This is a genomic window from Streptoverticillium reticulum (assembly GCF_047456005.1).
Taxonomy (GTDB): Bacteria; Actinomycetota; Actinomycetes; order Streptomycetales; family Streptomycetaceae; genus Streptomyces; species Streptomyces reticulum.
This window is the reverse complement of the sequence record NZ_CP179755.1, coordinates 2638330-2662786: the sequence shown is the minus strand read 5'-3', so window position 1 is coordinate 2662786 and position 24457 is coordinate 2638330. Positions and strand designations below refer to the sequence as shown.

General features: G+C 71.1%; 19 protein-coding genes. 9 read left to right on the top strand and 10 right to left on the bottom strand.

Features of this window, described 5'->3' with window-relative positions; all coding sequences use genetic code 11:
• The first annotated feature begins 26 nt into the window (after positions 1 to 26).
• The gene (locus ACMATS_RS11845; RefSeq protein WP_414167870.1) at positions 27 to 1313 is read left to right on the top strand and encodes an MFS transporter; all 1287 of its coding nucleotides are present in this window, start codon (positions 27 to 29) and stop codon (positions 1311 to 1313) included.
• Positions 1314 to 1597: 284 nt separating this feature from the next.
• On the top strand, positions 1598 to 3235 hold the full coding sequence (gene cimA, locus ACMATS_RS11840) for a citramalate synthase (RefSeq protein WP_391151704.1): 1638 nt from the start codon (positions 1598 to 1600) through the stop codon (positions 3233 to 3235).
• Between the two features lie 235 nt (positions 3236 to 3470).
• On the opposite strand, the gene ACMATS_RS11835 is transcribed toward cimA, so the two are convergent.
• Positions 3471 to 4121: a TetR/AcrR family transcriptional regulator gene (locus ACMATS_RS11835; RefSeq protein WP_414167869.1), complete on the bottom strand. Its 651-nt coding sequence runs from the start codon at positions 4119 to 4121 to the stop codon at positions 3471 to 3473.
• A 110-nt stretch (positions 4122 to 4231) separates the two neighbouring features.
• Between ACMATS_RS11835 and ACMATS_RS11830 the strand changes: the two genes are divergently transcribed.
• On the top strand, positions 4232 to 5734 hold the full coding sequence (locus ACMATS_RS11830; RefSeq protein WP_414167868.1) for an FAD-dependent monooxygenase: 1503 nt from the start codon (positions 4232 to 4234) through the stop codon (positions 5732 to 5734).
• Positions 5735 to 5747: 13 nt separating this feature from the next.
• Here ACMATS_RS11830 and ACMATS_RS11825 read toward each other — a convergent pair whose 3' ends face one another.
• Positions 5748 to 6365 (bottom strand): YceI family protein, encoded by a 618-nt coding sequence (locus tag ACMATS_RS11825; protein ID WP_414167867.1) that lies wholly within the window; start codon positions 6363 to 6365, stop codon positions 5748 to 5750.
• Positions 6366 to 6542: 177 nt separating this feature from the next.
• On the opposite strand from ACMATS_RS11825, the gene ACMATS_RS11820 reads away from it, so the two are divergent.
• The 3 genes from ACMATS_RS11820 to ACMATS_RS11810 all read left to right on the top strand — a co-directional run bounded on the left by ACMATS_RS11820 (position 6543) and on the right by ACMATS_RS11810 (position 10922).
• Positions 6543 to 8915 (top strand): polysaccharide lyase 8 family protein, encoded by a 2373-nt coding sequence (locus ACMATS_RS11820; RefSeq protein ID WP_414167866.1) that lies wholly within the window; start codon positions 6543 to 6545, stop codon positions 8913 to 8915.
• Positions 8916 to 9124: 209 nt separating this feature from the next.
• A complete protein-coding gene (locus tag ACMATS_RS11815; protein WP_390776690.1) occupies positions 9125 to 10708 on the top strand; it encodes an acyl-CoA carboxylase subunit beta in 1584 nt (527 codons plus the stop codon).
• 19 nt (positions 10709 to 10727) lie between these two features.
• Positions 10728 to 10922 carry an acyl-CoA carboxylase subunit epsilon gene (locus tag ACMATS_RS11810; protein WP_171087810.1) on the top strand — a complete coding sequence of 65 codons (195 nt, stop codon included), beginning with the start codon at positions 10728 to 10730 and terminating at the stop codon, positions 10920 to 10922.
• 139 nt (positions 10923 to 11061) lie between these two features.
• On the opposite strand, the gene ACMATS_RS11805 is transcribed toward ACMATS_RS11810, so the two are convergent.
• The 8 genes from ACMATS_RS11805 to ACMATS_RS11770 all read right to left on the bottom strand — a co-directional run bounded on the left by ACMATS_RS11805 (position 11062) and on the right by ACMATS_RS11770 (position 21373).
• Positions 11062 to 11643, bottom strand: coding sequence for a GTP-binding protein (locus ACMATS_RS11805; protein WP_049717346.1), 582 nt, complete (start codon positions 11641 to 11643; stop codon positions 11062 to 11064).
• On the bottom strand, positions 11624 to 12160 hold the full coding sequence (locus tag ACMATS_RS11800) for a DUF742 domain-containing protein (RefSeq protein WP_390776692.1): 537 nt from the start codon (positions 12158 to 12160) through the stop codon (positions 11624 to 11626). The genes ACMATS_RS11805 and ACMATS_RS11800 overlap by 20 nt, the downstream gene beginning before the upstream one ends.
• A gap of 84 nt (positions 12161 to 12244) precedes the next feature.
• Entirely contained in the window at positions 12245 to 12658 is a 414-nt protein-coding gene (locus ACMATS_RS11795) for a roadblock/LC7 domain-containing protein (protein WP_336416328.1), read from the bottom strand.
• Between the two features lie 10 nt (positions 12659 to 12668).
• Positions 12669 to 15719: a nitrate- and nitrite sensing domain-containing protein gene (locus ACMATS_RS11790; protein WP_391151709.1), complete on the bottom strand. Its 3051-nt coding sequence runs from the start codon at positions 15717 to 15719 to the stop codon at positions 12669 to 12671.
• Positions 15720 to 16037: 318 nt separating this feature from the next.
• Complete coding sequence (locus ACMATS_RS11785; RefSeq protein ID WP_336416305.1) at positions 16038 to 16619, bottom strand: GTP-binding protein; 582 nt, start codon at positions 16617 to 16619, stop codon at positions 16038 to 16040.
• Positions 16600 to 17007 carry a DUF742 domain-containing protein gene (locus ACMATS_RS11780; RefSeq protein WP_336416304.1) on the bottom strand — a complete coding sequence of 136 codons (408 nt, stop codon included), beginning with the start codon at positions 17005 to 17007 and terminating at the stop codon, positions 16600 to 16602. Before ACMATS_RS11780 ends, ACMATS_RS11785 begins: the two co-directional genes overlap by 20 nt.
• 103 nt (positions 17008 to 17110) lie before the next feature.
• Positions 17111 to 17524, bottom strand: coding sequence for a roadblock/LC7 domain-containing protein (locus ACMATS_RS11775; protein ID WP_336416327.1), 414 nt, complete (start codon positions 17522 to 17524; stop codon positions 17111 to 17113).
• A 9-nt stretch (positions 17525 to 17533) separates the two neighbouring features.
• Complete coding sequence (locus tag ACMATS_RS11770; RefSeq protein WP_414167865.1) at positions 17534 to 21373, bottom strand: nitrate- and nitrite sensing domain-containing protein; 3840 nt, start codon at positions 21371 to 21373, stop codon at positions 17534 to 17536.
• A gap of 467 nt (positions 21374 to 21840) precedes the next feature.
• Between ACMATS_RS11770 and ACMATS_RS11765 the strand changes: the two genes are divergently transcribed.
• The 3 genes from ACMATS_RS11765 (at position 21841) to gltX (ending at position 24370) form a co-directional block, all read left to right on the top strand.
• Positions 21841 to 22023, top strand: a complete 183-nt coding sequence (locus ACMATS_RS11765) for a hypothetical protein (RefSeq protein WP_336416302.1) — start codon at positions 21841 to 21843, stop codon at positions 22021 to 22023.
• 93 nt (positions 22024 to 22116) lie between these two features.
• Positions 22117 to 22902 (top strand): fumarylacetoacetate hydrolase family protein, encoded by a 786-nt coding sequence (locus tag ACMATS_RS11760; protein ID WP_390776696.1) that lies wholly within the window; start codon positions 22117 to 22119, stop codon positions 22900 to 22902.
• Complete coding sequence (gene gltX, locus ACMATS_RS11755; protein WP_414167864.1) at positions 22895 to 24370, top strand: glutamate--tRNA ligase; 1476 nt, start codon at positions 22895 to 22897, stop codon at positions 24368 to 24370. The genes ACMATS_RS11760 and gltX overlap by 8 nt, the downstream gene beginning before the upstream one ends.
• Positions 24371 to 24457: the final 87 nt, after the last annotated feature.

Sequence of the window (24457 nt, the reverse complement as noted above, 5' to 3'; positions counted from 1 at the left end):
CCGTCGCTCCGCCACCGTTTCCCCTCATGGAAACGTCAACGGGGCACTGGAAGAAGATCTGGATCGGCTCGGCCGGGAACATGGTCGAGTGGTTCGACTGGTTCGTGTACGCCAGTTTCGCCACCTACTTCGCCGGCGCCTTCTTCCCCCAGGGCAACGACACCGCCAAGCTCATGAACACCGCCGGCATCTTCGCCGTCGGCTTTTTCATGCGCCCCGTCGGCGGCTGGCTGCTCGGCCGCGTCGGTGACCGGCGCGGCCGCAAGGCCGCGTTGACGCTCACCGTCACGCTCATGTCGGCCTCCGCCGTGCTCATCGCCCTGGCCCCCACCTACGACGTCGCCGGCTACGGCGGCGTCGCCGTGCTGCTCATGGCCCGGCTCCTGCAGGGGCTGTCCGTCGGCGGCGAGTACGCCGCCAGCGCCACCTACCTCACCGAGGCCTCCGCCCCGGGGCGCCGCGGGTTCGCCTCCAGCTTCCAGTACGTCTCCATGACCGCCGGCCAGATCGCCGGGCTCGGGCTGCTGATCCTGCTGCAGCACACCCTCACCGGTGCCCAACTGCACAGCTGGGGCTGGCGGATCCCGTTCGTCGTCGGTGCGCTCGGCGCGGCCGTCATCTTCTACCTGCGCCGCAGCATGCTGGAGACGGAGGCGTACGAGGAGAGCACCGCCGCGGACGACGACCGGGGGACGATCAAGGCGCTGCTGCGCCACAAGCGCGAGGCGCTACTGGTCGTCGCCCTCACCATGGGTGGCACGGTGGCGTACTACACGTACACCACCTACCTCACCAAGTACCTCTCCAACACCGCCGGTCTGTCGAAGCAGACGGCGACCCTGGTGAGCTTCTGCGCCCTGATCGTCTTCGCCTGCATCCAGCCGCTCGCGGGCGCGCTCTCGGACCGGATCGGCCGCCGTCCGCTGCTGATCACCTTTGCCGTGGGCTCGACGTTCCTCACCGTGCCGATCATGTCGATGCTCAGGGACGCGGGTTCCTTCTGGCCCGCCCTGGGCCTGTCCCTGCTCGCGCTCGTCATCGTCACCGGCTACACCTCGATCAACGCCTGTGTGAAGGCGGAGCTGTTCCCCACCGGCGTCCGGTCGCTGGGCGTGGCCCTGCCCTATGCCATCGCCAACGCCCTGTTCGGCGGGACGGCGGAGTACGTGGCGCTGTGGTTCAAGAACGCGGGCATCGAGTCCGGCTTCTCCTGGTACGTGGCCGGCTGTGCGGCCGTCTCGCTCGTCGTCTACCTCACCATGCGCGAGACGCGCGACGTCGACATCAAGACCACCGGGGTGCCCACATCGTGAGACCGGTCGCCACGGCGGCGGCGAACCGTGCAAGGATGCCCCTCGTGTTCTCGTTTGCCACGATTACGGGCAGCAGGCGCGCCGGTCCGCAGTGACCGCCTCGTACGAACCAGTACGACGCGGACACCGTCGTCCCAGACCCGCGCGCAGACCTCTCGCACCCGCGAGAGGTCTTTTCGTTTCCCGGACCACCTGCACCGGGAGCGGAGCGAGCGGGATCATAGGGGAACGGTGGAACGGGTCATTCCGGTCAGACCGAGATCCCGACAGGAGTCAGAGCAGCAATGACGGACGCAACCGACGGTCCCGACGAAAGCCTTCGGCCCGACGACGGCTTCCACGTCTTCGACACCACGCTGCGCGACGGAGCCCAGCGCGAGGGCATCAACCTCACCGTCGCCGACAAGCTGACCATCGCCCGGCACCTGGACGACTTCGGCGTCGGCTTCATCGAGGGCGGCTGGCCCGGGGCCAACCCCCGGGACACCGAGTTCTTCCAGCGCGCGCAGCAGGAGATCGACTTCCGGCACGCCCAGCTGGTCGCCTTCGGCGCCACCCGCAAGGCGGGCGTGCGCGCCGAGGACGACCCGCAGGTCGCCGCCCTGCTCGACTCCGGCGCCCCGGTCGTCACCCTCGTCGCCAAGTCCCACGACCGGCACGTCGAACTGGCCCTGCGCACCACGCTGGAGGAGAACCTGGCGATGGTCCGCGACACGGTCGCGTACCTGCGCTCGCGCGGCCGCCGGGTGTTCGTCGACTGCGAGCACTTCTTCGACGGGTACCGCGCCAACCCGGACCACGCCACCGACGTCGTGCGCACCGCGTACGAGGCGGGCGCGGACGTGGTCGTCCTCTGCGACACCAACGGCGGCTGCCTGCCCGCCCGCATCGGCGAGGTCGTCCGCGCCGTGCGCGAGGCCACCGGCGCCCGGCTGGGCATCCACGCCCAGGACGACACCGGCTGCGCCGTCGCCAACACCCTTGCCGCCGTGGACGCCGGCGCCACGCACGTGCAGTGCACCGCCAACGGCTACGGCGAGCGCGTCGGCAACGCCAACCTCTTCCCCGTCGTCGCGGCCCTGGAGCTCAAGCACGACCGCCGCGTCCTGCCCCCGGGCAAGCTCGCCGAGATGACGCGCATCTCGCACGCCATCGCCGAGGTCGTCAATCTCACGCCCTCCACGCATCAGCCGTACGTGGGCCTTTCCGCGTTCGCGCACAAGGCCGGGCTGCACGCGTCCGCGATCAAGGTCGACCCGGACCTGTACCAGCACATCGATCCCGAACGGGTCGGCAACACCATGCGGATGCTCGTCTCCGACATGGCCGGCCGCGCCTCCATCGAGCTCAAGGGCAAGGAGCTCGGCATCGACCTGGGCGGCGACCGCGAGCTGATCGGCCGCGTCGTGCAGCGCGTCAAGGAACGGGAGTCGGCGGGCTACACGTACGAGGCCGCAGACGCCTCCTTCGAACTCCTGCTGCGGGGGGAGCTGCAGCGGGAGGAAGCGGGGCGTGCCCGGCGCTACTACCGCGTGGAGTCCTGGCGGGCCATCGTCGAGGACCGCCCCGACGGCACGCACGCCAACGAGGCGACCGTGAAGCTGTGGGCCAAGGGCGAGCGCATCGTCGCCACCGCGGAGGGGAACGGCCCGGTCAACGCCCTCGACCGGGCGCTGCGGAGTGCGCTGGAGCGCATCTATCCGCAGCTCGCCTCGCTGAAGCTGACCGACTACAAGGTCCGCATCCTGGAGGGTTCGCGGGGCACCGGCTCGATCACGCGCGTGCTCGTCTCGACGAGTGACGAGCAGGGGGAGTGGTCGACGGTCGGCGTCGCGGAGAACGTCATCGCGGCGTCGTGGCAGGCACTGGACGACGCGTACGCGTACGGATTGCTCAGGGCGGGGGTCGAACCGCAGGAGTGATGCGGTAAGTACCGCGCCCCGTAAGGGGCGCGGGGCTCTGCTGAATATGCGGCTCCGCCGCGTGGGCGCGACCAGGCGCCCCGTCAGGGGCGCGGGGAACTGCGCGACAAGCCCCCACCGGGCCCGCAGTCGACGTACCGCCCCAGGGGTTCCGGGGCGCAGCCCCGGGCTCCTCGGCTGCGGGCGCGTCATGGTTGCTCGCGCGGTTCCCCGCGCCCCTGACGGGGCGCGAGCGCTACCCGTAGTGGCTCCCCAACCCGGCGCCGAGCAGGTCGAACGCCCGCTCCGCATCGGCATGGGCACGCTCCAGCGCCTCGGCAGGGGTGCACCCCGAGGTCAGGGTGCGCCAGTTGGCCAGGGCGAGGCGGTGATGGAGGGTGACGATCTGCGCGGCGGCCAGCCGCGCCACCAGCTCGTCGCCGGCGCCGTCGCCGGCCTCCCGCAAGGCGTCGGCCAGTTCCTTCTCGTCCCGCACGGTGAAGCTGAGCGCGCGGGCCAGCAGGCTGGGCGTGCCGTAGAGCAGATCGTGGAGCGCCCGTACCGCCGGGTGGTCGCTGAACCCCGTCACCGGGTCGTGCGCGTCCAGCCGTGCGTGGAAGTGCGCGCGCAGGGCCGCGAGGGGAGACTGGCCCGCCTCCCGGCCGCGCACCACGCGCGCCGCCTCGCCCTGGTGGTCGGCGATGCGGTGCAGGACCAGGTCCTCCTTGGCGGGGAAGTAGCGGAACAGCGTGGGCTTGGACACCTCTGCCGCCGCCGCGATGTCCGCGACCGACACCTTGTCGAAGCCGTGCTCCAGGAAGAGCGCGATGGCCACGTCGGACAGGGCCTGCCGCGTGCGCTGCTTCTTGCGTTCCCGCAGTCCGGTCTGCTCCTGCTGCTCGCTCACGCGTCCAGCCTAGCAGAAAAATCATTACCCGGAAACTTTTGTTACTCGGTTGCGTTTTCTCTCCCGACGGGCTTGTAATGGGCGTACCGAAACCCAGGGAGGGAACCTTCATGACCGCCACCGACGTGCTGATCGTGGGCGCCGGCCCCACCGGACTGACGCTCGCCTGCACGCTCGCCCGCGCCGGGGTGTCCGTACGCATCCTCGACAAGTCGCCCGGACATCACCCCGGTTCGCGCGGCAAGGGCCTCAACCACCGCAGCCGCGAGATCTTCGACGACCTCGGCATCGGGGAGCGGGTGACCGCCGCGGGCACCGAACACACGGTGCTCCGCAAGTACCGCGCCGGCGTCCCGGTCGCCGACCACGTCGCCTTCGGGGACCGGACCCCCACCCCCGACGTCCCCTACACCAGTTCGCTGCTGATCCCGCAGTGGCGGATCGAGGGCATCCTGCGCGACCGCCTCGCCGAGCTCGGCGTCCAGGTCGAACTCGGCTGCGAGGTCACGGAGTTCACGCAGGATGCCGCCGGGGTCACGGCCACGCTCGCCGACGGGCGGTGCATCGAGGCCGGCCGGCTCGTCGGCTGCGACGGAGGCCGCAGCTTCGTGCGCAAGGCGCTCGGGGTGGGCTTCGAGGGGGAGACCGAGGCCGAGGAATGCATGATCATCGGTGACGTGCGGGCCGACGGCCTCGACCGGGGCTACTGGCATCAGTGGTTCGACGAGGACGGCGGCCTGATGCTCTGCCCGTTCCCCGGCAGCGACCACTGGCAGCTCCAGGGCGTGCCCGAACGCGACGCGCAGGGCAAGCTCATGGCGCCGACGCTGGAGGTGTTCCAGCGGCTCTTCGACCGCCACGCCCGGATCCCCGGGGTGCAGCTCGCCGACCCCACCTGGGTGTCGACCTACCGCATCAACGTCCGCATGGCCGACCGCTTCCGCGTCGGCCGGGTCTTCCTCGCCGGTGACGCCGCGCACGTCCACTCCATCGCCGGGGGACTGGGCATGAACACCGGCATCCAGGACGCGTTCAACCTGGGGTGGAAGCTCGCCCTGACCGTCAACGGGCAGGCCGGCGAAGGGCTGTTGGACACCTACGAGGAGGAGCGGCTGCCCGTCGCCGCGTGGACGCTGAACGTCACGACCGAGGGCATGCGCCGGGTGCGCGAGGAAATCAGGGAAGCGGGCGTGGGCACCGAGGCGGGGGTCACCGCCGACGTCACCACGCTGAGCGTGGGCTACCCCTGGAGCTCGCTCGCCTGGGGCGGCCCGCAGGCGGGGGAGCGGGCGCCGGACGCGCCCTGCCGGGACGCGGCGAGCGGCAAGACCGTCCGCCTCTTCGAGGTCTTCGCGGGGCCGCACTTCACGCTGCTCGGCTTCGGCGCGGGCAGCGAGGCGGCGCTGGCCGAGGCGGGGGAGCGGTTCCCGGGGCTGGTGCGCACGTGCCGCATCGACGGCGAGCTGACGGACGAGGACGGGCACGCCCGCAGGGCCTACGGCATCGAGGGCGACGGGCTGGTGCTCGTACGGCCGGACAACCACGTCGCGCTGAGCACGGCGGCGGACCGGGGCGCCGAGGTCATGGACCGTCTGGAGCGCCTCGGTCACTGAGCCGCACGTGGGGTCAGGCCTGGGGAGCGGACTTGACGGCGGAGATGTCGAAGGTGAGCTTCACCTTGTCGCTCACCATCACGCCGCCGGTCTCCAGCGCCGCGTTCCAGGTCAGGCCCCAGTCGGAGCGCAGGATCTCGGTGCTGCCCTCGAAGCCGACGCGCTCCATGCCGTAGACGTCGGTGGCGGAGCCGTTGAACTCCAGGTCGATGGCGAGCGGGCGGGTGACGTCCTTGATGGTGAGGTCGCCCGTGATGCGGTAGCGGTCGCCGCCGAGCTGCTCGGCCTTGGTGGAGCGGAACGTCATCTTCGGGAAGCGGTCGGCATCGAAGAAGTCGGCGCCGCGCAGGTGGGCGTCGCGGTCCTTGATGCCGGTGTCCACGCTGGCGATGGTCACGTCGAGCGAGGCGGTGGACCGGGACGGGTCGGAGCCGTCGAGGCGCAGGGAGCCCTCGTGCTCGGTGAAGGAGCCGCGGACGTTGGTGACCATGGCGTGGCGCACGGTGAAGCCGATGCTGCTGTGGGCGGCGTCGATGGTGTAGTCGCCGGTCAGCGCGGCGAGGGCCGGGTCGACGTCGAGGACGGCGGTGGCGGCGGGGGCGGTGCTGTTCCTGCGGGAGAAGATGCCCATGACTGGCTCCTTGGCGAGATCGAGTTCGTTGAAGCTTCAACGACACTCACGAAGGTAGCGCGATCTGGTTCAACTTTCAACAGTTCTGTGCGGAGGCTTTCCGGCAGGGCCATTGCGGCCTCGCCACCGCCGTGCCACCGTGTCCCTCCGGCTCCGCCGTCACCGGGAGGGATCCCTGTGCCCGCAGCTCCCTGGACCCGCCGAGGCTTCCTCCTCGCCGCCTCCGCCGTCGGCGCCCTCGGGCTCGCCCCCGCCGCCGACGACCCGTTCGCCCGGCTGCGGCGCCGCTGGCGGGACCTGACGCTCGGTACCGGCTTCGACCCGGCCGCCGAGCCCTACGCGTCCGTCCTGCGCCGCACCGGCGACCTCGCCCGCACCTACCGGGCCGGCATGCGCCCCGCCCCCGGCTCGCTCTGGCCCGACGCGCCCTTCGACCCGCCCGCCGGCATCACGCTCAGCCACGCCCGGCTGTTCACCATGGCCCGTGCCTGGGCCCAGCCCGGCACCGGGCTCACCGGCGACCCCGGTCTGGCCGCCGCCGTCCTCGCCGGGCTCGACCACGTCCACGACCGCGTCTACCGCCCCGGCACCACCCCCTACGGCAACTGGTGGGAATGGCAGATCGGCACCCCCCGGCTGCTGCTGGACACCCTGACCCTGCTGTACGACGAGGCCGGCGCCGCCCGGCGGGCCGGACTCCTCGACGCCGTCGGCCACTTCGTGCCCGACGCGGTCCTCGGCTCGTACACCGGCACCAGCACCGGCGCCAACCGCGTCGACCTCTGCCGCGTCGTCGCCCTGCGCGGCATCCTCGGCGCCTCCCCGGCCCGGACCGCCCTCGCGCGGGACGCCCTCTCGCCCGTCTTCCCCCACGTCACGCAGGGCGACGGGTTCTACGCCGACGGCTCGTTCGTCCAGCACACCCGGGTCGCCTACACCGGCACCTACGGCTGCGTGCTGCTCGACGGGCTCGCCCGGCTCTTCGCCCTGCTGCACGGATCGGACTGGGAGGTCACCGACCCCGCCCGGCAGAACGTCCTCGACAGCGTCGAGCACGCCTTCGCGCCCCTGATCCACGACGGCCTCGTCACCGACAGCGTCTCCGGCCGGGCCGTCAGCCGGGGACTGCAGAGCGCCGACCCCGACGGGCTGCTGCAGAGCGACCACCAGCGGGGCCACGCGGTCATCGCCGCCGTCGCGCTGCTCTGCGAGGCCGCCTCACCGGAGGAGCGGGCCCGCTGGCAGGGGATGGTCAAGGGGTGGATCGCGCGCGACACCACCCTTCCGGTGCGCACGGACCCGCAGTTCGGCGTCGCCGACCTGGCCCGGCTCGCCGCCGTCGACGCCGCCCCCGTCCCGCCCGCGCCCGAACCCGTGGGCCACCGGCTCTTCGCCGCCATGGACCGTGCCGTGCACCGCCGCCCGGACTGGGCCGCCGTGATCGCCATGTGCTCGGACCGCATCACCTACTACGAGAACGGCAACGGCGAGAACCCCCGCGGCTGGCACACCGGCGCCGGGATGCTCACCTGGTGGGGACCCGGCAACGGCGCCCAGTACACCGACCACTTCTGGCCCACCGCCGACCCCTACCGGCTCCCCGGCACCACGGTCTCCGCCCTGCACCTCGCCGACGGCCAGGGCGGCGGCTGGGGCGCGCCGAAGCCGGACGTGCGCTGGGTGGGCGGGGCCACGGACGGGGAGTACGCGGCCGTCGGGCAGCACCTCAAGGGGCTCGGCTCCTCGCTGGAGGCGCACAAGTCCTGGTTCTGCACGGAGGACGCCGTCGTCTGCCTCGGCGCGGGCATCACCGCCGAGGACGGCACGGCCGTCGAGACGGTCGTCGACCACCGCAACCTCGGTGCGCACGGCACCGCCGCCCTCACCGTCGACGGCGAACGGCAGCCCTGCGCCGACGGCTGGTCCGCCTCCTTCGACTGCGCCCGCTGGGCCCACCTCGCGGGGCACGGCGGCTGGCTCTTCCCCGGCGGCGCCCGGCTGGAGGCCCTGCACGAGGCGCGCACCGGGCGCTGGTCGGACATCAACACGGGCGGCTCCACCGCCCCCGTGACCCGCAGCTACCTGACCCTGTGGCACCCCCACGGCACGGACCCCGAGGACGCCGCCTACGCCTACGCCCTGCTGCCCGGCGCCACGCCCGCCGCCCTCGCCGCCCGTGCCGCGGACCCCGGCTGGCTCGTCGTCCTCGCCAACACCCCCGCCGTCCAGGCCGTCCGCCTCCCCCGGCAAGGACTGACCGCGGCCACCTTCCGCGCCCCGGGCCGCATCGGCCCCGTCGAGGTCTCGGCCCCCGCCTCCGTGCTCGTCCGGGTCCGCCGGCAGGAGGGGACGGTCTCCCTCCACCTCGCCGACCCGCTGCGGGCCGGCGCCCCCGTCGACCTCACCTGGCACCACCCTGTGACGAACGTCACCCGATGCGATCCGTCGGTTCGGGTGATCGTCGCGGATTCCGTGTTGCGCCTGCGCATCACGCCGGGTGGCGAATGCGTCACCCACAGTTGTCATGCAAAAGTCGGGGGAATTCCCTAAACGCCTGAATGCTCACCCTGGTCAGACGGTGCATGTCACCTTCGACTCCAGTGATACTTGTGGGGTATCCACAGCGTGGATCGAGTGGAGTTCCACCGGGAACTGATAAGGGCGCAGTGCAGTTCTGTTCTGCCTGCCCACCAAATCGCGCACTACGTTGTGAGGAATCGACATGATGTTTCGGGGGCCTCGCCACGTACCGTCTATCCATGAGCAATCTCGAAGGTGCGCCCGAAGAGGCGAGTGACGTCCGTGGGCGCGTCGCCGAGCTGCACGCCATCCGCGAGCAGGTTCGGCGAGGTCCGAGCGAGCGGGCTACCCAGGCACAGAAGGCCAAGGGGAAGCTGACCGCTCGCGAGCGCATTGATCTTCTGCTGGACGAGGGCTCGTTCTCCGAGGTGGAGCCGCTGCGGCGGCACCGGGCAACCGGCTTCGGGCTGGAGGCCAAGCGCCCCTACACGGATGGCGTGATCACCGGCTGGGGCACGGTCCACGGCCGCACGGTCTTCGTCTACGCACACGACTTCCGGATCTTCGGCGGCGCGCTGGGCGAGGCCCACGCGACCAAGATCCACAAGATCATGGACATGGCCATCGCGGCCGGTGCCCCCCTGGTCTCGCTGAACGACGGCGCCGGGGCCCGCATCCAGGAGGGCGTCTCCGCCCTCGCCGGCTACGGCGGGATCTTCCAGCGCAACACCAAGGCCTCCGGCGTCATCCCGCAGATAAGCGTGATGCTCGGCCCCTGCGCGGGCGGCGCCGCCTACTCCCCGGCGCTCACGGACTTCGTGTTCATGGTCCGCGAGACCTCCCAGATGTTCATCACCGGCCCCGACGTGGTCCGCGCGGTGACGGGCGAGGAGATCACCCAGAACGGCCTGGGCGGTGCCGACGTGCACGCCGAGACCTCCGGCGTGGCCCACTTCGCCTACGACGACGAGGAGACCTGCCTGGAGGAGGTGCGCTACCTCCTCTCGCTGCTCCCCCAGAACAACCGTGAGAACCCGCCGCGCGTGGACTCCACGGACCCCGCCGACCGCACCGGCGAGGCCCTGCTGGACCTGGTGCCCGCCGACGGCAACCGTCCGTACGACATGCGCAAGGTCATCGAGGAGATCGTCGACGACGGCGAGTACCTCGAGGTCCACGAGCGCTGGGCGACCAACATCATCTGCGCGCTGACCCGGCTCGACGGCCAGGTCGTGGGCATCATCGCCAACCAGCCCCAGTCGCTGGCCGGCGTGCTGGACATCGAGGCCTCGGAGAAGGCCGCTCGGTTCGTCCAGATGTGTGACGCCTTCAACATCCCCATCGTCACCCTTTTGGACGTACCCGGCTTCCTGCCCGGCGTCGACCAGGAGCACGGTGGGATCATCAGGCACGGAGCAAAGCTGCTGTACGCGTACTGCAACGCGACCGTGCCCCGGATCTCGGTGATCCTCCGGAAGGCCTACGGGGGTGCGTACATCGTCATGGACTCCCAGTCGATCGGCGCCGACCTGACCTACGCCTGGCCGACGAACGAGATCGCCGTCATGGGCGCGGAGGGCGCGGCCAACGTGGTCTTCCGCAAGCAGATCGCCGAGGCCGACGACCCGGAGGCCATGCGCGCCCGCATGGTCAAGGAGTACAAGGCCGAGCTGATGCACCCGTACTACGCCGCCGAGCGCGGCCTGGTCGACGACGTCATCGACCCGGTCGAGACCCGGCAGGTGCTCATCCGTTCCCTGGCCATGCTCGCCACCAAGCACGCGGACCTGCCCTCGCGCAAGCACGGCAACCCGCCCCAGTAGACGAAAGCCGGCACCCACCATGAGTGACACGCTCGTACGCGTCGAGAAGGGCACCGCGGACGCCGAGGAACTGGCGGCCGTCACCGCCGTCCTGCTCGCCCGCGCCGCCGCCACCCAGGACAGCACCCCCGCCCGCCCGCGCCGCTCCACCGCGGCCTGGCGCCGCCTGGAGCGCAGCTCGGGCTTCCGCGCCCCGCACAGCTGGCAGGGCTGAGACGGGAACGACAAGGGCCCGGCACTCCGCAAGGAGTGCCGGGCCCTTGTCGCGCGCCCGTAAGGGGCGCGGGGCTGTTACATTGTGCGGCTCCGCCGCGTGGGCGCGACCAGCCAAGAACCGACCCACGCTGGACGAACTACCGCAAACGCGCCATGAGCGCATGCTCGACAAGCGTAATAAGGGCACTCTTGGCCTCGTTCCGATGCCGCGCATCGGTAGTGATGATCGGCGCGTCGGGGCCGATCTGGAGCGCTTCGCGGACCTCGTCCGGGGTGTAGGGCTGGTGTCCGTCGAAGCCGTTGAGGGCGATGACGAAGGGGAGCCCGCTGTTCTCGAAGTAGTCGACGGCCGGGAAGCAGTCGGCGAGACGGCGGGTGTCCACCAGCACCACGGCACCGATCGCGCCGCGCACCAGGTCGTCCCACATGAACCAGAAGCGGTCCTGGCCCGGGGTGCCGAACAGGTAAAGGATCAGGTCCTGGTCGAGCGTGATGCGGCCGAAGTCCATGGCCACGGTCGTCGTGGTCTTGTCCGGCGCGTGGGTGAGGTCGTCGATGCCCGCCGAGGCGGAGGTCATCACGGCCTCGGTGCGCAGCGGGTTGATCTCCGAGACCGCGCCGACGAATGTGGTCTTGCCCACACCGAAGCCACCCGCGACCACGATCTTTGCGGAGGTGGTGGAGCGGGCTGCCTCGCCGCTAGAGGTTCCGAAGTCCACTGAGCACCCTTTCGAGCAGTGTCACGTCAGGCTGTCCGCCGGCGGACGCGTCGCCGCCGGGCTGATGAATGGCGACGAGTCCGGCCTCCGCCAGGTCGGCTACGAGGATCCGGGCGACGCCGAGCGGGATGGAGAGAAGTGCGGAGATCTCGGCAACCGACTTGATCTCGTGGCACAGGTGGCAGATGCGCTGGTGTTCCGGCAACTGCCCGTGGAGCTGGGACGGCTGGGCCGTGGTGTGCACCAGCGCCTCGATGGCGAGCTGGTACCGCGGCCTGGTCCGGCCGCCGGTCATCGCATAGGGACGGACCAGCGGATTGTGCTTGCCGCCGGAGGCCGACGGCCCGTTCGGCGCGGCGGCGCGCCGGTGGTTCTGGGGCTGGACCGGCACGCGCGGAGGGCGTTGCTGCTCCCCCTGTGCGCGGTGGCTCGGCGCGGAGGGGAAGTTGTAGTGGTTCAGCGGGGGTTGGGCCTGCTGGTCATGTCCATACGGGTAACCGCCTGGGGGCGTTGCCACGTCTCCTCCTCCAACTCGCCTGTCTGCTGCTGGTCGCGCCACCGCACCCTATGGCGCGGTGGCGCGAAACGCACTGCCTCTTTGCTAGTTGAGAAGGCTCCCCTGCAGTTCGGAGCGGAGCTCCGGCGTCAGGACGTTGCCCGCGCGGTCGACGAGGAGGGCCATCTCGTAGCCCACGAGGCCGATGTCGCACTCCGGGTGCGCCAGGACGGCCAGCGAGGAGCCGTCCGAGATCGACATGATGAAGAGGAAGCCGCGCTCCATCTCCACCACGGTCTGGTTGACCGAGCCTCCCTCGAAGATCCGGGAGGCACCCGCGGTCAGCGAGGTGAGGCCGGAGGCGACAGCCGCCAGCTGGTCGGCGCGGTCCCGCGGAAAGCCTTCGGACATCGCCAGAAGGAGTCCGTCGGCGGAGACCACGACGGTGTGGGACACCCCTGGGGTGTTGTCCACGAAACTGGTGATCAACCAGTTCAGGTTCTGCGCCGCCTGGCTCATCGGGCTCACACTAACGCTCCTGATCGTAGGTGCCGCCGGGGCCGAAGCCCTGGTCGTGTTGCTCATGCTGCTGGTGCGAGGGCGACGGGAACTCCGCGGAGTCCGTGCCCGCACTGCGTCCCTGCTGGATGCCGCGGCGCAGGTTGGCGAGCCTGCCCCGGACGTCCTCGGGTGCGCGGGAGATCTGGGGGCCGTCCTGGGCGGTCTGGGCCGCCTTGCCCTCGACCAGGTTGGCCTTGGGCACCCGGCGGGGGAGACCGGAGGAGGTCACTCCGCCGGCCTTCGGCTGCCGGAGCTGCTCGGCGCGCTGCCAGCGCTCGTCGTTCGCCGACTGCCAGCCGCCGTCCTCCTCCTGAGGCTGCGGTGCGGCCTCAGGCCGGGACTGCTCCGGCTGTGCGCGGTTACCCGTGGCCTCCTCACCCGTCGCGGGCTGCTGCCACTGCCGGTCGCGGCGCGGCAGACCGGACCCGGTCAGCGAGTGGGAGCCGCTCGAGGCGGGGCCCGGACGGTCGAACTCTACGCGCTCCGGCTGTGCCGTGTCAGCGGTCGGCCGGGATTCCGATTCCGCCCCGTAACCCTGGCCGTAGCCGTGCTGGTACGGACCTGCTTCGCTCCACTCCCCTTGGTACCCGGGGGTGTTGAGGGCGTCGTAGGCCTGCGGGACCTCGGCGGCCGGCTCCGCGTAGGCGCCTTCCGGATACGTCTGCGGGAACTGCTGCTCCACCGGTGCCTGCGGCTGCGGCGGGAACTGCTGGTCCTGCGGCGGTACGGGCTCCTGCTGCACCGCGGGTATCTCGTCGCGGAACAGCGGGCGGTCGCCGGCCAGCGCGGCACGCCGCTCCCCGCGCCGCAGCGAGCGGCCCACGGAGTCCAGCGGGGCGCCGTCGGCGTCCGGCCGGGGCTCGTACTGCGAGTCGTCGAAGCCGAGTTCGGCGGCCGTGAGCATGCCGCCCATGGGCTGGGCCTGTTGCTCGGGCACGATCCGGGAGACCTGGAAGTCGTCGTCGGCCTGGGCCTCGCCACCGCCACCGTGCGTGATCGCGTCCGGCAGCATGACCAGCGACGTGGTGCCCGCCTGCTCGCCCGAGGGGCGCAGCTGGACGCGGATGCCGTGCCGGGTGGCCAGCCGGCCGACCACGAACAGGCCCATGCGCTGGGCGATGGCGACGTCGACGGTCGGCGGGTTGGCCAGCTTGTGGTTGATGTCCGCGAAGTCCTCGGGGGTGAGCCCGATGCCCTTGTCGTGGATCTCGACCATGATGCGGCCGTCCGGCAGCCGGGTCGCGGTGACGCGGACCTTGGTGTGCGGCGAGGAGAACGTGGTGGCGTTCTCCAGCAGCTCGGCCAGCAGGTGCACGAGGTCGGTGACGGCCAGGCCGTGGATCTCGGCCTCGGGCACGCCGGACAGCTCGATGCGCTCGTAGGCCTCCACCTCGGAGGTGGCCGCGCGCAGCACGTCCACCAGCGGGATGGGCTGGTCCCAGTGCCGGCCGGGCTCCTCGCCCGCGAGGATGAGGAGGTTCTCGCCGTTGCGCCGCATACGGGTGGCCAGGTGGTCGAGCCGGAAGAGGTTCTCCAGCTGGTCCGGGTCGGCCTCGTTGTTCTCCAGGTCGGTGATCAGGGTCAGCTGGCCCTCGATCAGACTCTGGTTGCGGCGCGAGAGGTTGGTGAAGATCGCGTTGACGTTGCCCCGCAGCAGGGCCTGTTCGGCGGCGAGCCGGACGGCCTCGCGGTGCACCTGGTCGAAGGCGCGGGCGACCTCGCCGATCTCGTCCTTGGTGGTGATCGGGATCGGCTGGACGCGGGTGTCCACCTTGCCCGGGTCGGTCCGCGAGAGCTGGTCGACGAGCGCGGGCAGCCGCTGCTCGGCGACCTCGAAGGCCGCGCCGCGTAGCCGGCGCATGCTGCGGCTCATCGAGCGGGCCATGCGGCCGGCGATCACGAAGGCGCCGAGGAGCACGAGCACCAGGATCGAGGAGGTGACGATGGCGTAGGTCTGGGCGTCCGAGGAGATCGTCTCGGCCTCGTCCACGGCCTTGTTGGCCATGTCCGCCTCGACCGAGCGGTAGGCGCTGAACTTCGCGGTGGCCGCGGGCAGCCAGGTGTCGGCCGTGATGCCCTTGGCCTTCAGCTGGGAGGCGGTGGCGCCGGAGCTGATGACGGTGGCCATCTTGGTGGCGTCGCCGACCGCCGCGTCGGCGGCGAAGGTGTCCTGGAGCTTCTTGATGTCCGACGGGGTGCCGCCGGCCTCGTACTCGCCGTAGGCGATGTACTCCAGGAAGTTGTAGGAGGAGAAGGACGTCAGCAGCACCTGGCGGTTGGCCGCGCTGCCCGGGTCGAGCAGCAGGTGGGTGCCGATGGAACGCTGCAGCGAAACGGCGGCCTTCGCCAGGGAGATGGCGTAGACGGTACGGCCGTAGGAGGACACGTTGCCGGTGCCCAGGCCGACGCCCAGCTCGTTGGTGAAGGCCATGAGCGGACGCTGGATGGCGCCGTAGCCGTCCTCGGTCTGCGCCCCGGGCAGGGCGGAGGTGTAGGCGGCCTTGCGCAGCTTGGGCAGCGTCGCCTCGGTGTCGCGGACGAGCTTGAGGCGGCGCTTGAGGCTCTCGGTGGCCGGCATCTTCTCGACGGCCTTGTCGAAGTCCGCACGGGCGGAGTCCGTGGCGTCCCGGGCCTTCTTGATGACCGGGTCCTCGCTGCGGCCCTCCAGCAGCGGCTTGGCGGTCAGGTCGCGCTCGTCGATGAGGAAGTGCGCGTACGTGTCCGCGGCCCGCACGACACGGGCGGTGTTGGCGGCGTCCTTGGCGTCGAACCAGGTGTTGACCGAGTTCGCCACGTCGAGGCCGCCGAAGATCAGGGCGACGATCACCGGGATCAGCAGGATCGCGTTCAGCCGTACCGGCACCCGCCAGTTGCGCGGGGAGAACCTGCCGCCGCGGCCCGTGTCGGGCACGGGGGCTTCGGGAACGTCGGAAGGCGGCGCCGCATCGCGCGACGGCGGGGTGAAGTTGCCCCGCTCGGCTCGCGTCTCCTGCGCGGCGCCCGACTTTCTACGCCTCACTCGACCAACAACCTCTCGGCGTCTGCACCTGTGCTGTGCCGTCTGTTCCTGTACCGGTCCCCGACGGATCGGTCCGGGAATTCCAGCACGCCGGGCAGGTGCATTCCAAACAACGGACAGAGCCCGTAAAGGCCGCGATGTGCCGGACATAAAACGGGCATTAAGAGCGAGCGGCGCCAAATGACCGGGGAAACATGTGCAGAAAGCGATCGACCGGACGCGGCGAGTGGCCGCGTCCGGTCAATTCACTGTCGAAACCGTTATGAAGCCCAAGGCAACCACTCGCCGACCGTGGTGTATCCCACAGCGCTCGCGGGTCTATTTCAGCCGGGCCATCAGGGCGTGCTCGACCAGAGTGATCAGAGCGCTCTTGGTCTCGTTCCGGTGCCGGGCGTCCGTCGTGATGATCGGGGTGTCCGGACCGATCTGGAGCGCCTCGCGGACTTCCTCCGGTGCGTAGGGCTGGTGTCCGTCGAAGCCGTTGAGGGCGATGACGAAGGGGAGCCCGCTGTTCTCGAAGTAGTCGACGGCCGGGAAGCAGTCGGCCAGGCGGCGGGTGTCCACCAGGACCACGGCGCCGATCGCGCCGCGCACCAGGTCGTCCCACATGAACCAGAAGCGGTCCTGGCCCGGCGTGCCGAACAGGTACAGGATGAGATCGTCGTCCAGCGTGATGCGGCCGAAATCCATCGCCACGGTGGTCGTGGTCTTGTCCTGGACGTGGCTCAGATCGTCGATGCCCGCCGAGGCGGAGGTCATCACGGCCTCGGTGCGCAGCGGACTGATCTCCGAGACGGCGCCGACGAACGTGGTCTTGCCGACGCCGAAGCCGCCCGCCACCACGATCTTCGCCGACGTGGTGGAGCGGCCGACGCCTCCGCTAGAGCTTCCGAAGTCCACTGAGAACCCTTTCGAGCAGTGTCACATCCGGCGTCCCGCCGGACTCCCCGCTGCCGCCCGGCTGGTGGATCGTCACCATGCCGGCCTCCGCCAGGTCCGCGACCAGAATCCGCGCCACGCCCAGGGGCATGTTCAGCAGCGCGGAGACCTCCGCGACCGACTTGACCTCGCGGCACAGGTGGCAGATCCGCTGGTGCTCGGGAAGCAGCCCTCCCAGGTGGGCCGGGTCGGCCGTCGAGCTCACCAGCGCCTCGATGGCGAGCTGGTAGCGCGGCCGGGTGCGACCCCCCGTCATGGCATAGGGGCGGACCAGCGGCTGGTCACCTTCACTCCCGTACGACGCGTAATCATTGGCGCCGTACGGGCCGGGCGAGGCGGGCGGGGTCATGAATCCTCCGGACGGGACAGCAGGAAGGCAATAATGCCGCCGAGCAGGGGGCCGGTGGGGGGTTTTCGGCCGTACGGTCGGACGGTTTATGCGGCGTGTGCGGTCAGTTGAGCAGGCTGCCCTGGAGTTCGGAGCGGAGCTCCGGCGTCAGGACGTTGCCTGCGCGGTCGACCAGGAGGGCCATCTCGTAGCCCACGAGGCCGATGTCGCACTCCGGGTGCGCCAGGACGGCCAGGGACGAACCGTCCGAGACCGACATGATGAAGAGGAAGCCGCGCTCCATCTCCACCACGGTCTGGTTGACCGCGCCCCCTTCGAAGATCCGGGACGCTCCGGCCGTGAGGGAGGTCAGTCCCGAGGCGACCGCGGCCAGTTGGTCGGCGCGGTCCCGCGGGAAGCCCTCGGACATCGCCAGCAGAAGGCCGTCGGCGGAGACGACCACCGTGTGGGACACCCCCGGGGTGTTGTCCACGAAGTTGGTGATCAACCAGTTCAGATTCTGTGCCGCCTGGCTCATCGGACTCAACTAACGCTCCTGCTGGTAAGTGGGGCCAACATTGTGACTGCCGGTGGTCGAGCCGTTTCCGGCCTGACGTCCCTGCTGGATGCCCCGGCGGAGATTGGTCAGCCGGCCGCGCACGTCGTCGGGCGCACGCGAGACCGCCGGACCGGTCGGGAGGGACTGTGCCTGCTCGGCCGTCCCGTCGACGAGATTTGCTCGCGGCACGCGGCGCGGCAGACCCGAGGAGGTGATGCCTCCGGCCGCGGGCTCGCGGACCTGCTCGGCGCGGCGCCAGCGCTCGTCGTTCGCGGACGGCGCGGGGGCCGGCGCGGCCGCTCGGCGCGGCTGCGCGTCGTCACCGGACTCCACGCCGCCCGCAGCGCCGCGGAACCAGTGCGACTCCAGCTCGTCGAAGAGCGGAGACGGTTCGCTTCCGGCGGGCGGTGCGAACCGGTCGGCACCGCCGAGGGCGTCGCCTGCCGGGTCGCCTGCGGCGGGCAGACGGTTCTGCCCGGTGTCACCGGACCCGGCCGGCGCCGCGAACTGACCGGTGTTGCTTCCCAGCGGGTCACCGGCGGTGCCGGGCTGGGTGAACTGGCCGGTCGTGCTGTTCGGGCGCTCGCCGGAGTGCGGCAGGGCGAACTGTCCGGTGTCGCCGGGTAGGTGGTTCTGTCCGGTGTCGGACGGGTCGCCGGGGAGGGCGAACTGTCCGGTGCTGCCGGGGAGGCGGTTCTGGCCGGTGTCCGAGGGGTTGCCGGGCACGGGGAACTGGCCCGTACCGCCGGGGAGGTGGTTCTGTCCGGTGTCCGAGGGGTTGCCGGGGAGGGCGAACTGTCCGGTGCCGCCGGGCAGCTGGTTCTGTCCGGTGTCCGACGCGTCGCCGGGCATCGCGAACTGTCCGGTGCCACCCGGGAGGTGGTTCTGTCCGGTGTCCGAGGGGTTGCCGGGGAGGGCGAACTGTCCGGTGCCGCCGGGCAGCTGGTTCTGTCCGGTGTCCGAGGGGTTGCCGGGCACGGTGAACTGTCCGGTGCCGCCGGGGAGGCGGTTCTGGCCGGTGTCGGACGGGTTGCCGGGCACGGGGAACTGGCCCGTACCGCCCGGCAGGTGGTTCTGGCCGGTGTCGGACGGGTCGCCGGGGAGGGCGAACTGTCCGGTGCCGCCGGGCAGCTGGTTCTGGCCCGTGTCCGAGGGGCCGCCCGGCACCGCGAACTGGCCGGTGCCGCCGGACGTGCCCGCCGGGGCGGGGGTGTCGTCGGTGATGGGCGCGAACTGGGCCGTGTCGCCCGGACCGCCGGACAGCTTCGCGCCGCCCGGAGCCGGCTGGGCGAACTGCCCCGTGCCCTCGACGTCCTCGTGGCCGCGCGGGGTCTCCTGCGCACCGCGCGGGGCGCTGTCCGAGGACATCGGCCAGTCGTCCACGGGAGCCTTGCGGCCGCCGGACGGCTGCCCGGCACCGGGACCGGTGCCGTTGCCCCAGCTCGGGGCCTGGCCCCGGGCCGGAAGCTGCGGAGCCTTGCCGGCCGCCCCCGCCGGAGGCGGCACGGCGCCGCCCTTGCGGCCCGCACCGCCACGCGGTGAGGTGTCGAAGAGGCTGCCCGCCGCGGCACCGCCGCTCGGGCCGAGGCCGGCACCACCGCGGGTCGGCAGGCCGCCCGGCGTCGCGCCACGGCCGCCGCCCAGCGCCGGGCGCGGACCGCTGCCCGGCACCTCGCGCCGCTGGCCGGGACCGCCGGCCGGACCGGCCGGGAGGCCGCCCTTGCCGCCGGGACCGCCCTGCGCACCCGGTGCCGGCTTCTTGTGGCCCTGGGCCACGTCGACCGGCAGCATGACGAGCGCGGTGGTGCCGCCCGAGTCGGACGGGCGCAGCTGGATGCGGATGCCGTGTCGCAGGGACAGGCGGCCGACCACGAACAGACCCATGCGCCGCGAGACGGAGACGTCCACGGTCGGCGGGCTGGCGAGCCGCTCGTTGATGGACGCGAGGTCCTCGGGCGACAGGCCGATGCCGGTGTCGTGGATCTCGACGAGCACGCGCCCGTCGGGCAGCGCGTGACCGGTGACCTTGACCTTGGTCTGCGGGGACGAGAACGAGGTCGCGTTCTCGAGCAGCTCGGCGAGCAGGTGCACGAGGTCGTTGACGACGCGGCCGGCGACCTCGGTCGGCGGCACGCCGCTGAGTTCGATGCGCTCGTACTGCTCCACCTCGGACGCGGCGGCGCGGAGCACGTCGACGAGCGGCACGGGCCGGGTCCACCGGCGGCCGGGCTCCTCGCCCGCGAGGACGAGGAGGTTTTCGCCGTTACGGCGCATACGGGTCGCGAGGTGGTCGAGCTTGAAGAGCGAGGACAGCTGGTCCGGGTCCGCCTCGCGGCTCTCGAGCTCGGAGATGAGCGAGAGCTGACGCTGGATGAGGCCCTGGCTGCGGCGCGAGAGGTTGGTGAACATCGCGTTGACGTTGCCCCGGAGGAGGGCCTGCTCGGCGGCGAGCCGGACCGCTTCCTGGTGCACGTGGTCGAACGCCGCGGCCACCTTGCCGATCTCGTCGCGGCTGTGCACGCCGACGGACTCCACGGACGTGTCGACGTCCTGCGGGTCGGTCTCGGACAGCTGCTTGACGAGCTCCGGCAGACGGTCCTGGGCGACCCGGGTCGCGGTGTCCTGCAGCCGGCGCAGCGAGCGCACCATGGAGCGGGCCACGACGAAGGCGCCGACGAGGGAGATGCCGAGGACGAGGACGATCAGCGCACCGTTGAGGATGGCCTCCTGGTTGGCCTCGTCCTTCAGGTCGGCGGCCTTCTGGTCCATCTCCGTGAGGAGCGTGGTCTCGATCTTGGCCATTTCCTCGAGCTTCACGCTGTCCTGGTCGTACCAGTCCAGGTAGCTCTTGGGCTCGCTCTTCAGGCCGTCGGCCTTGCCCAGGACGCGCTCGGCGAAGGTGTTCGCCGAGGTGATGTCGGGGATGCCGCCGTTGAGCGCCTTGAGCAGGGAGGCCGAGTTGTTGGCGTCGATGGCCGTGAAGCGGCGCATCGCCTCGTCCTCGGCGTCCAGCGCGGACTTGCCGTACTGCCGGTCGTTGGCCGAGAGGGCGGCGCCGCCGGGGCGGGCCAGGGCGGCACTGATCACGGCCCGCTGGATGGACGCGTACTCCTTGGCGGCGGAGAACGTGGCCAGCGCGCGGGTCGCGGTGATCATGTCGCTGTCGCTGGTGGCCTGGGCCATGTCCTGGGACAGGGTCAGCAGCGAGTTGATCAGGCCGTCGTAGTTGTTGACGGACTGGGAGAGGAAGTCCTTGTCCGTGTAGGCGCTCTGCCGGATTTCCTTGATCTTGTCCAGCTGCTTGGAGATGTCGACCAGGGTGGTCGTCACGCCGACCATCGTGGGGTCGTTCGGCTTGACCTTCGCCGTGGTCTGGCGGAACGCGTCGATGGCCCGGTCGGCCTTCTGCCGGGAGGCGAGGACCTTGTCGTCCTTGGGGTTGCCCGAGATGATCGGGCCCGCCGACTGGTCGCGCTCCTGCTGGAGCGCGTCGGCGAGCTGGGTCGCCTTGCCGGTCATCTCCGTCAGGAGCTTCATGTGGTCGAGCTGGTCGACCTTCTGCAGCGAGGTGTCGATGCGCAGGGCGCCCAGGGTCGTCGCGGCGACGACCGGGAGGGCGAGCAGGGACACCAGACGGGTACTGATGCGCCAGTTGCGCAGGGCTATTCGTGAGCCCGTTCCGCTCGGCTCCTTGGCCTGCGGCTGCTCGGCGGCCTCGGCGCCGTCCGGCGTCGCGTTCGGCGCGTCGGGCGGAGTGCCGCGGTCGGTCGCACCGCGCGGCTCCGGCTCCGCCGCAGCGCTGCCATCCCTCTTGAAACGTCCCTGCACTAGCGTCGCAACCTCTGGACCAGGCGCCCCGCCGCAAGCGGAGGGACGGTGTCGAGTCGTGGGGGGACCGCGGTGCCCCCCTGGCGGTCCCCGGAATTCCAGCACAGTGCCCGATCTCCCAACAAGGCCGGTGGTCCGGGTCGCACATGCCACTACGCGGCGTATCCGGCATCGTCACTCACTGTCGAATATCGGTTTGCTCAATTCGGACTTTTGGCGATGAGTCGTCAGTCCGGTGCTGGTCGCAGGGTCCTGTCCCAGTCGCCATGATCAGGAGCGGAACGTCTGATTCAGCCCCCCAATGTCCGTTTCGCGGCCGTGGGGTGAGCGTCCGTTATGCGGCATTTCCGGGCTTCCTCGTGAGCAAACTCACAGGAAACCCATGACTTGCCGGGCGACTCCGTGGGGAGGGACGCGCCTAGCCTGGTCCTTTACACAACCGCGAGAAGGACAACGCGAGGCCCTCAGTGAAGTCAGTGAAGACCGCCAACCCGCGCCGCACCACGCTGGCCCACCTCGAGGACGCCGCCGGGCTGGGCGTCGCCGAGGCCGACCGCCCGCAGCACGCCCTGCAGCTGCCCCAGGTGACCGCCAATCCGCGGCGCACGGTCCTGATGACGGCTCCCGTCGTCCAGGTGCCGCAGGACTGACCCCCGGCCGCGCACGGGCCGCCTGCGCACCCCCGCGATAGCCTGGGGTTCCAGATTCCGGCCGGACAAGACAAAAAGGGGCACAGGCTTCCCGTGCGCATCGCCAGGTTCTCCATCGACGGCAACGTCGCTTTCGGCGTCGTGGAGGGGGACGCCTCCACCGAAGGCGGCCCCGTCCTCGACATCATCAAGGGACATCCCTTCGCCGAGTTCGAGCGCTCAGGGAAGAAGATCCCGCTGAGCAAGGTGCGGCTGCTGCCGCCGGTGCTGCCCAACAAGGTCGTCGCCATCGGCCGCAACTACGCCGAGCACGCCGCAGAACTGGGGAACGACGTCCCCGAGGTGCCCGTCACCTTCTTCAAGCCGTCCACCGCGGTGATCGGCCCGGGCGACCCCATCGCCTACCCCTCCTTCTCCAGCGAGCTGCACCACGAGGCCGAGCTCGCCGTCGTCATCGGCCGCATGTGCCGCGAGGTCCCGCGCGAGCGCGTCAAGGACGTCGTCCTCGGCTACACCTGCGCCAACGACCTCACCGCGCGCGACGTCCAGCGGCGCGAGCAGCAGTGGGCCCGGGCCAAGGGCTTCGACACCTCCTGCCCGCTCGGCCCGTGGATCGAGACCGAGATCGAGGACCCGGCGAACCTCGGCATCATGTGCACCGTCAACGGCGAACAGCGCCAGCTGGGCCGGACGAGCGACATGGTGCGCTCCGTCGAGGACCTGATCGTCCACATCACCGAGGCGATGACGCTGCTCCCCGGCGACGTCGTCCTCACCGGCACCCCGGCCGGGGTCGGACCCCTCAACGTCGGCGACGAGGTCGCCGTCACCATCGAAGGCATCGGCACTCTCACCAACAAGGTGATCAAGCGTGGCTAACGGATCCGTCCGCGTACGTTTCTGTCCCTCCCCGACCGGCAACCCCCACGTGGGCCTGGTCCGGACCGCCCTGTTCAACTGGGCGTTCGCCCGGCACCACGGTGGCACCCTGGTCTTCCGCATCGAGGACACCGACGCGGCGCGCGACTCCGAGGAGTCGTACGAGCAGCTCCTGGACGCCATGCGCTGGCTGGGCCTGGACTGGGACGAGGGCCCCGAGGTGGGCGGCCCCTACGCGCCGTACCGCCAGTCGCAGCGGATGGACACCTACCGGGACGTCGCGGACAGGCTGCTGGAGCGCGGCTTCGCGTACAAGTGCTACTGCACCACCGAGGAGCTCGACGCCCGCCGCGAGGCCGCCCGCGCCGCAGGCAAGCCGTCCGGCTACGACGGCCAGTGCCGCGAGCTGACCGCCGAGCAGGTCGCCGCGTACGAGGGCGAGGGCCGCGAGCCCATCGTCCGCTTCCGGATGCCCGACGCGCCGATCACCTTCACCGACCTGGTGCGCGGCGAGCTCACCTTCACCCCGGAGAACGTGCCGGACTTCGGCATCGTCCGGGCCAACGGCGCGCCGCTCTACACGCTCGTCAACCCCGTCGACGACGCCCTGATGGAGATCACCCACGTCCTGCGCGGCGAGGACCTGCTCTCCTCCACCCCGCGGCAGATCGCCCTCTACCGCGCCCTGGCCGAGATCGGCGTGGGCAACGGCAGCGTCCCGCAGTTCGGGCACCTGCCGTACGTGATGGGCGAGGGCAACAAGAAGCTCTCCAAGCGCGACCCGCAGTCCTCCCTGAACCTCTACCGGGAGCGCGGCTTCCTGCGCGAGGGCCTGCTCAACTACCTCTCGCTGCTGGGCTGGTCGCTCTCCGCCGACCAGGACATCTTCACGATGGACGAGATGGTCGCGGCGTTCGACATCAAGGACGTCAACGCCAACCCGGCCCGCTTCGACCTCAAGAAGTGCGAGGCCGTCAACGCGGACCACATCCGCCGCCTGGAGCCGAAGGCGTTCGCCGACGCCTGCGGCCCGTGGCTGCGCGCCCCGCACGCCCCCTGGGCACCGGAGCAGTTCGACCGGGCCGCCTGGGAGGCCATCGCGCCGCACGCCCAGACCCGCCTCACGGTGCTCTCCGACATCACCGCCAACGTCGACTTCCTCTTCCTGGACGAGCCCGTCGAGGACGAGGCGTCCTGGCAGAAGGCGATGAAGGAGGGCTCGGACGCGTTGCTGCGCACGGCCCGCGAGAAGCTGGCCGCCTGCGACTGGACCGCGGACGCGCTCAAGGCCGCAGTCGTCGCCGCCGGCGAGGAGCACGGCCTGAAGCTCGGCAAGGCCCAGGCCCCGGTCCGCGTCGCCGTCACCGGCCGCACGGTCGGCCTCCCGCTGTTCGAGTCCCTGGAGGTCCTGGGACGCGAGCGCACGCTGGCGCGCGTGGACGCCGCGCTGGCGAAGCTGGAGCGCTGACGCGCGGTCCACTCCGTGCACGCCGTGCCCGAGGGGCCCGGCCGCCGATCCTGGCGGCCGGGCCCCTCGGGCTTCTACCGTCGGAAG

Coding starts and splice junctions, on each gene's coding strand:
- ACMATS_RS11845 (WP_414167870.1), top strand. CDS start 27: ATGGAAACGTCAACGGGGCACTGGAAGAAGATCTGGATCGGCTCGGCC.
- cimA (WP_391151704.1), top strand. CDS start 1,598: ATGACGGACGCAACCGACGGTCCCGACGAAAGCCTTCGGCCCGACGAC.
- ACMATS_RS11830 (WP_414167868.1), top strand. CDS start 4,232: ATGACCGCCACCGACGTGCTGATCGTGGGCGCCGGCCCCACCGGACTG.
- ACMATS_RS11825 (WP_414167867.1), bottom strand. CDS start 6,365: ATGGGCATCTTCTCCCGCAGGAACAGCACCGCCCCCGCCGCCACCGCC.
- ACMATS_RS11815 (WP_390776690.1), top strand. CDS start 9,125: ATGAGCAATCTCGAAGGTGCGCCCGAAGAGGCGAGTGACGTCCGTGGG.
- ACMATS_RS11810 (WP_171087810.1), top strand. CDS start 10,728: ATGAGTGACACGCTCGTACGCGTCGAGAAGGGCACCGCGGACGCCGAG.
- ACMATS_RS11795 (WP_336416328.1), bottom strand. CDS start 12,658: ATGAGCCAGGCGGCGCAGAACCTGAACTGGTTGATCACCAGTTTCGTG.
- ACMATS_RS11780 (WP_336416304.1), bottom strand. CDS start 17,007: ATGACCCCGCCCGCCTCGCCCGGCCCGTACGGCGCCAATGATTACGCG.
- ACMATS_RS11775 (WP_336416327.1), bottom strand. CDS start 17,524: ATGAGCCAGGCGGCACAGAATCTGAACTGGTTGATCACCAACTTCGTG.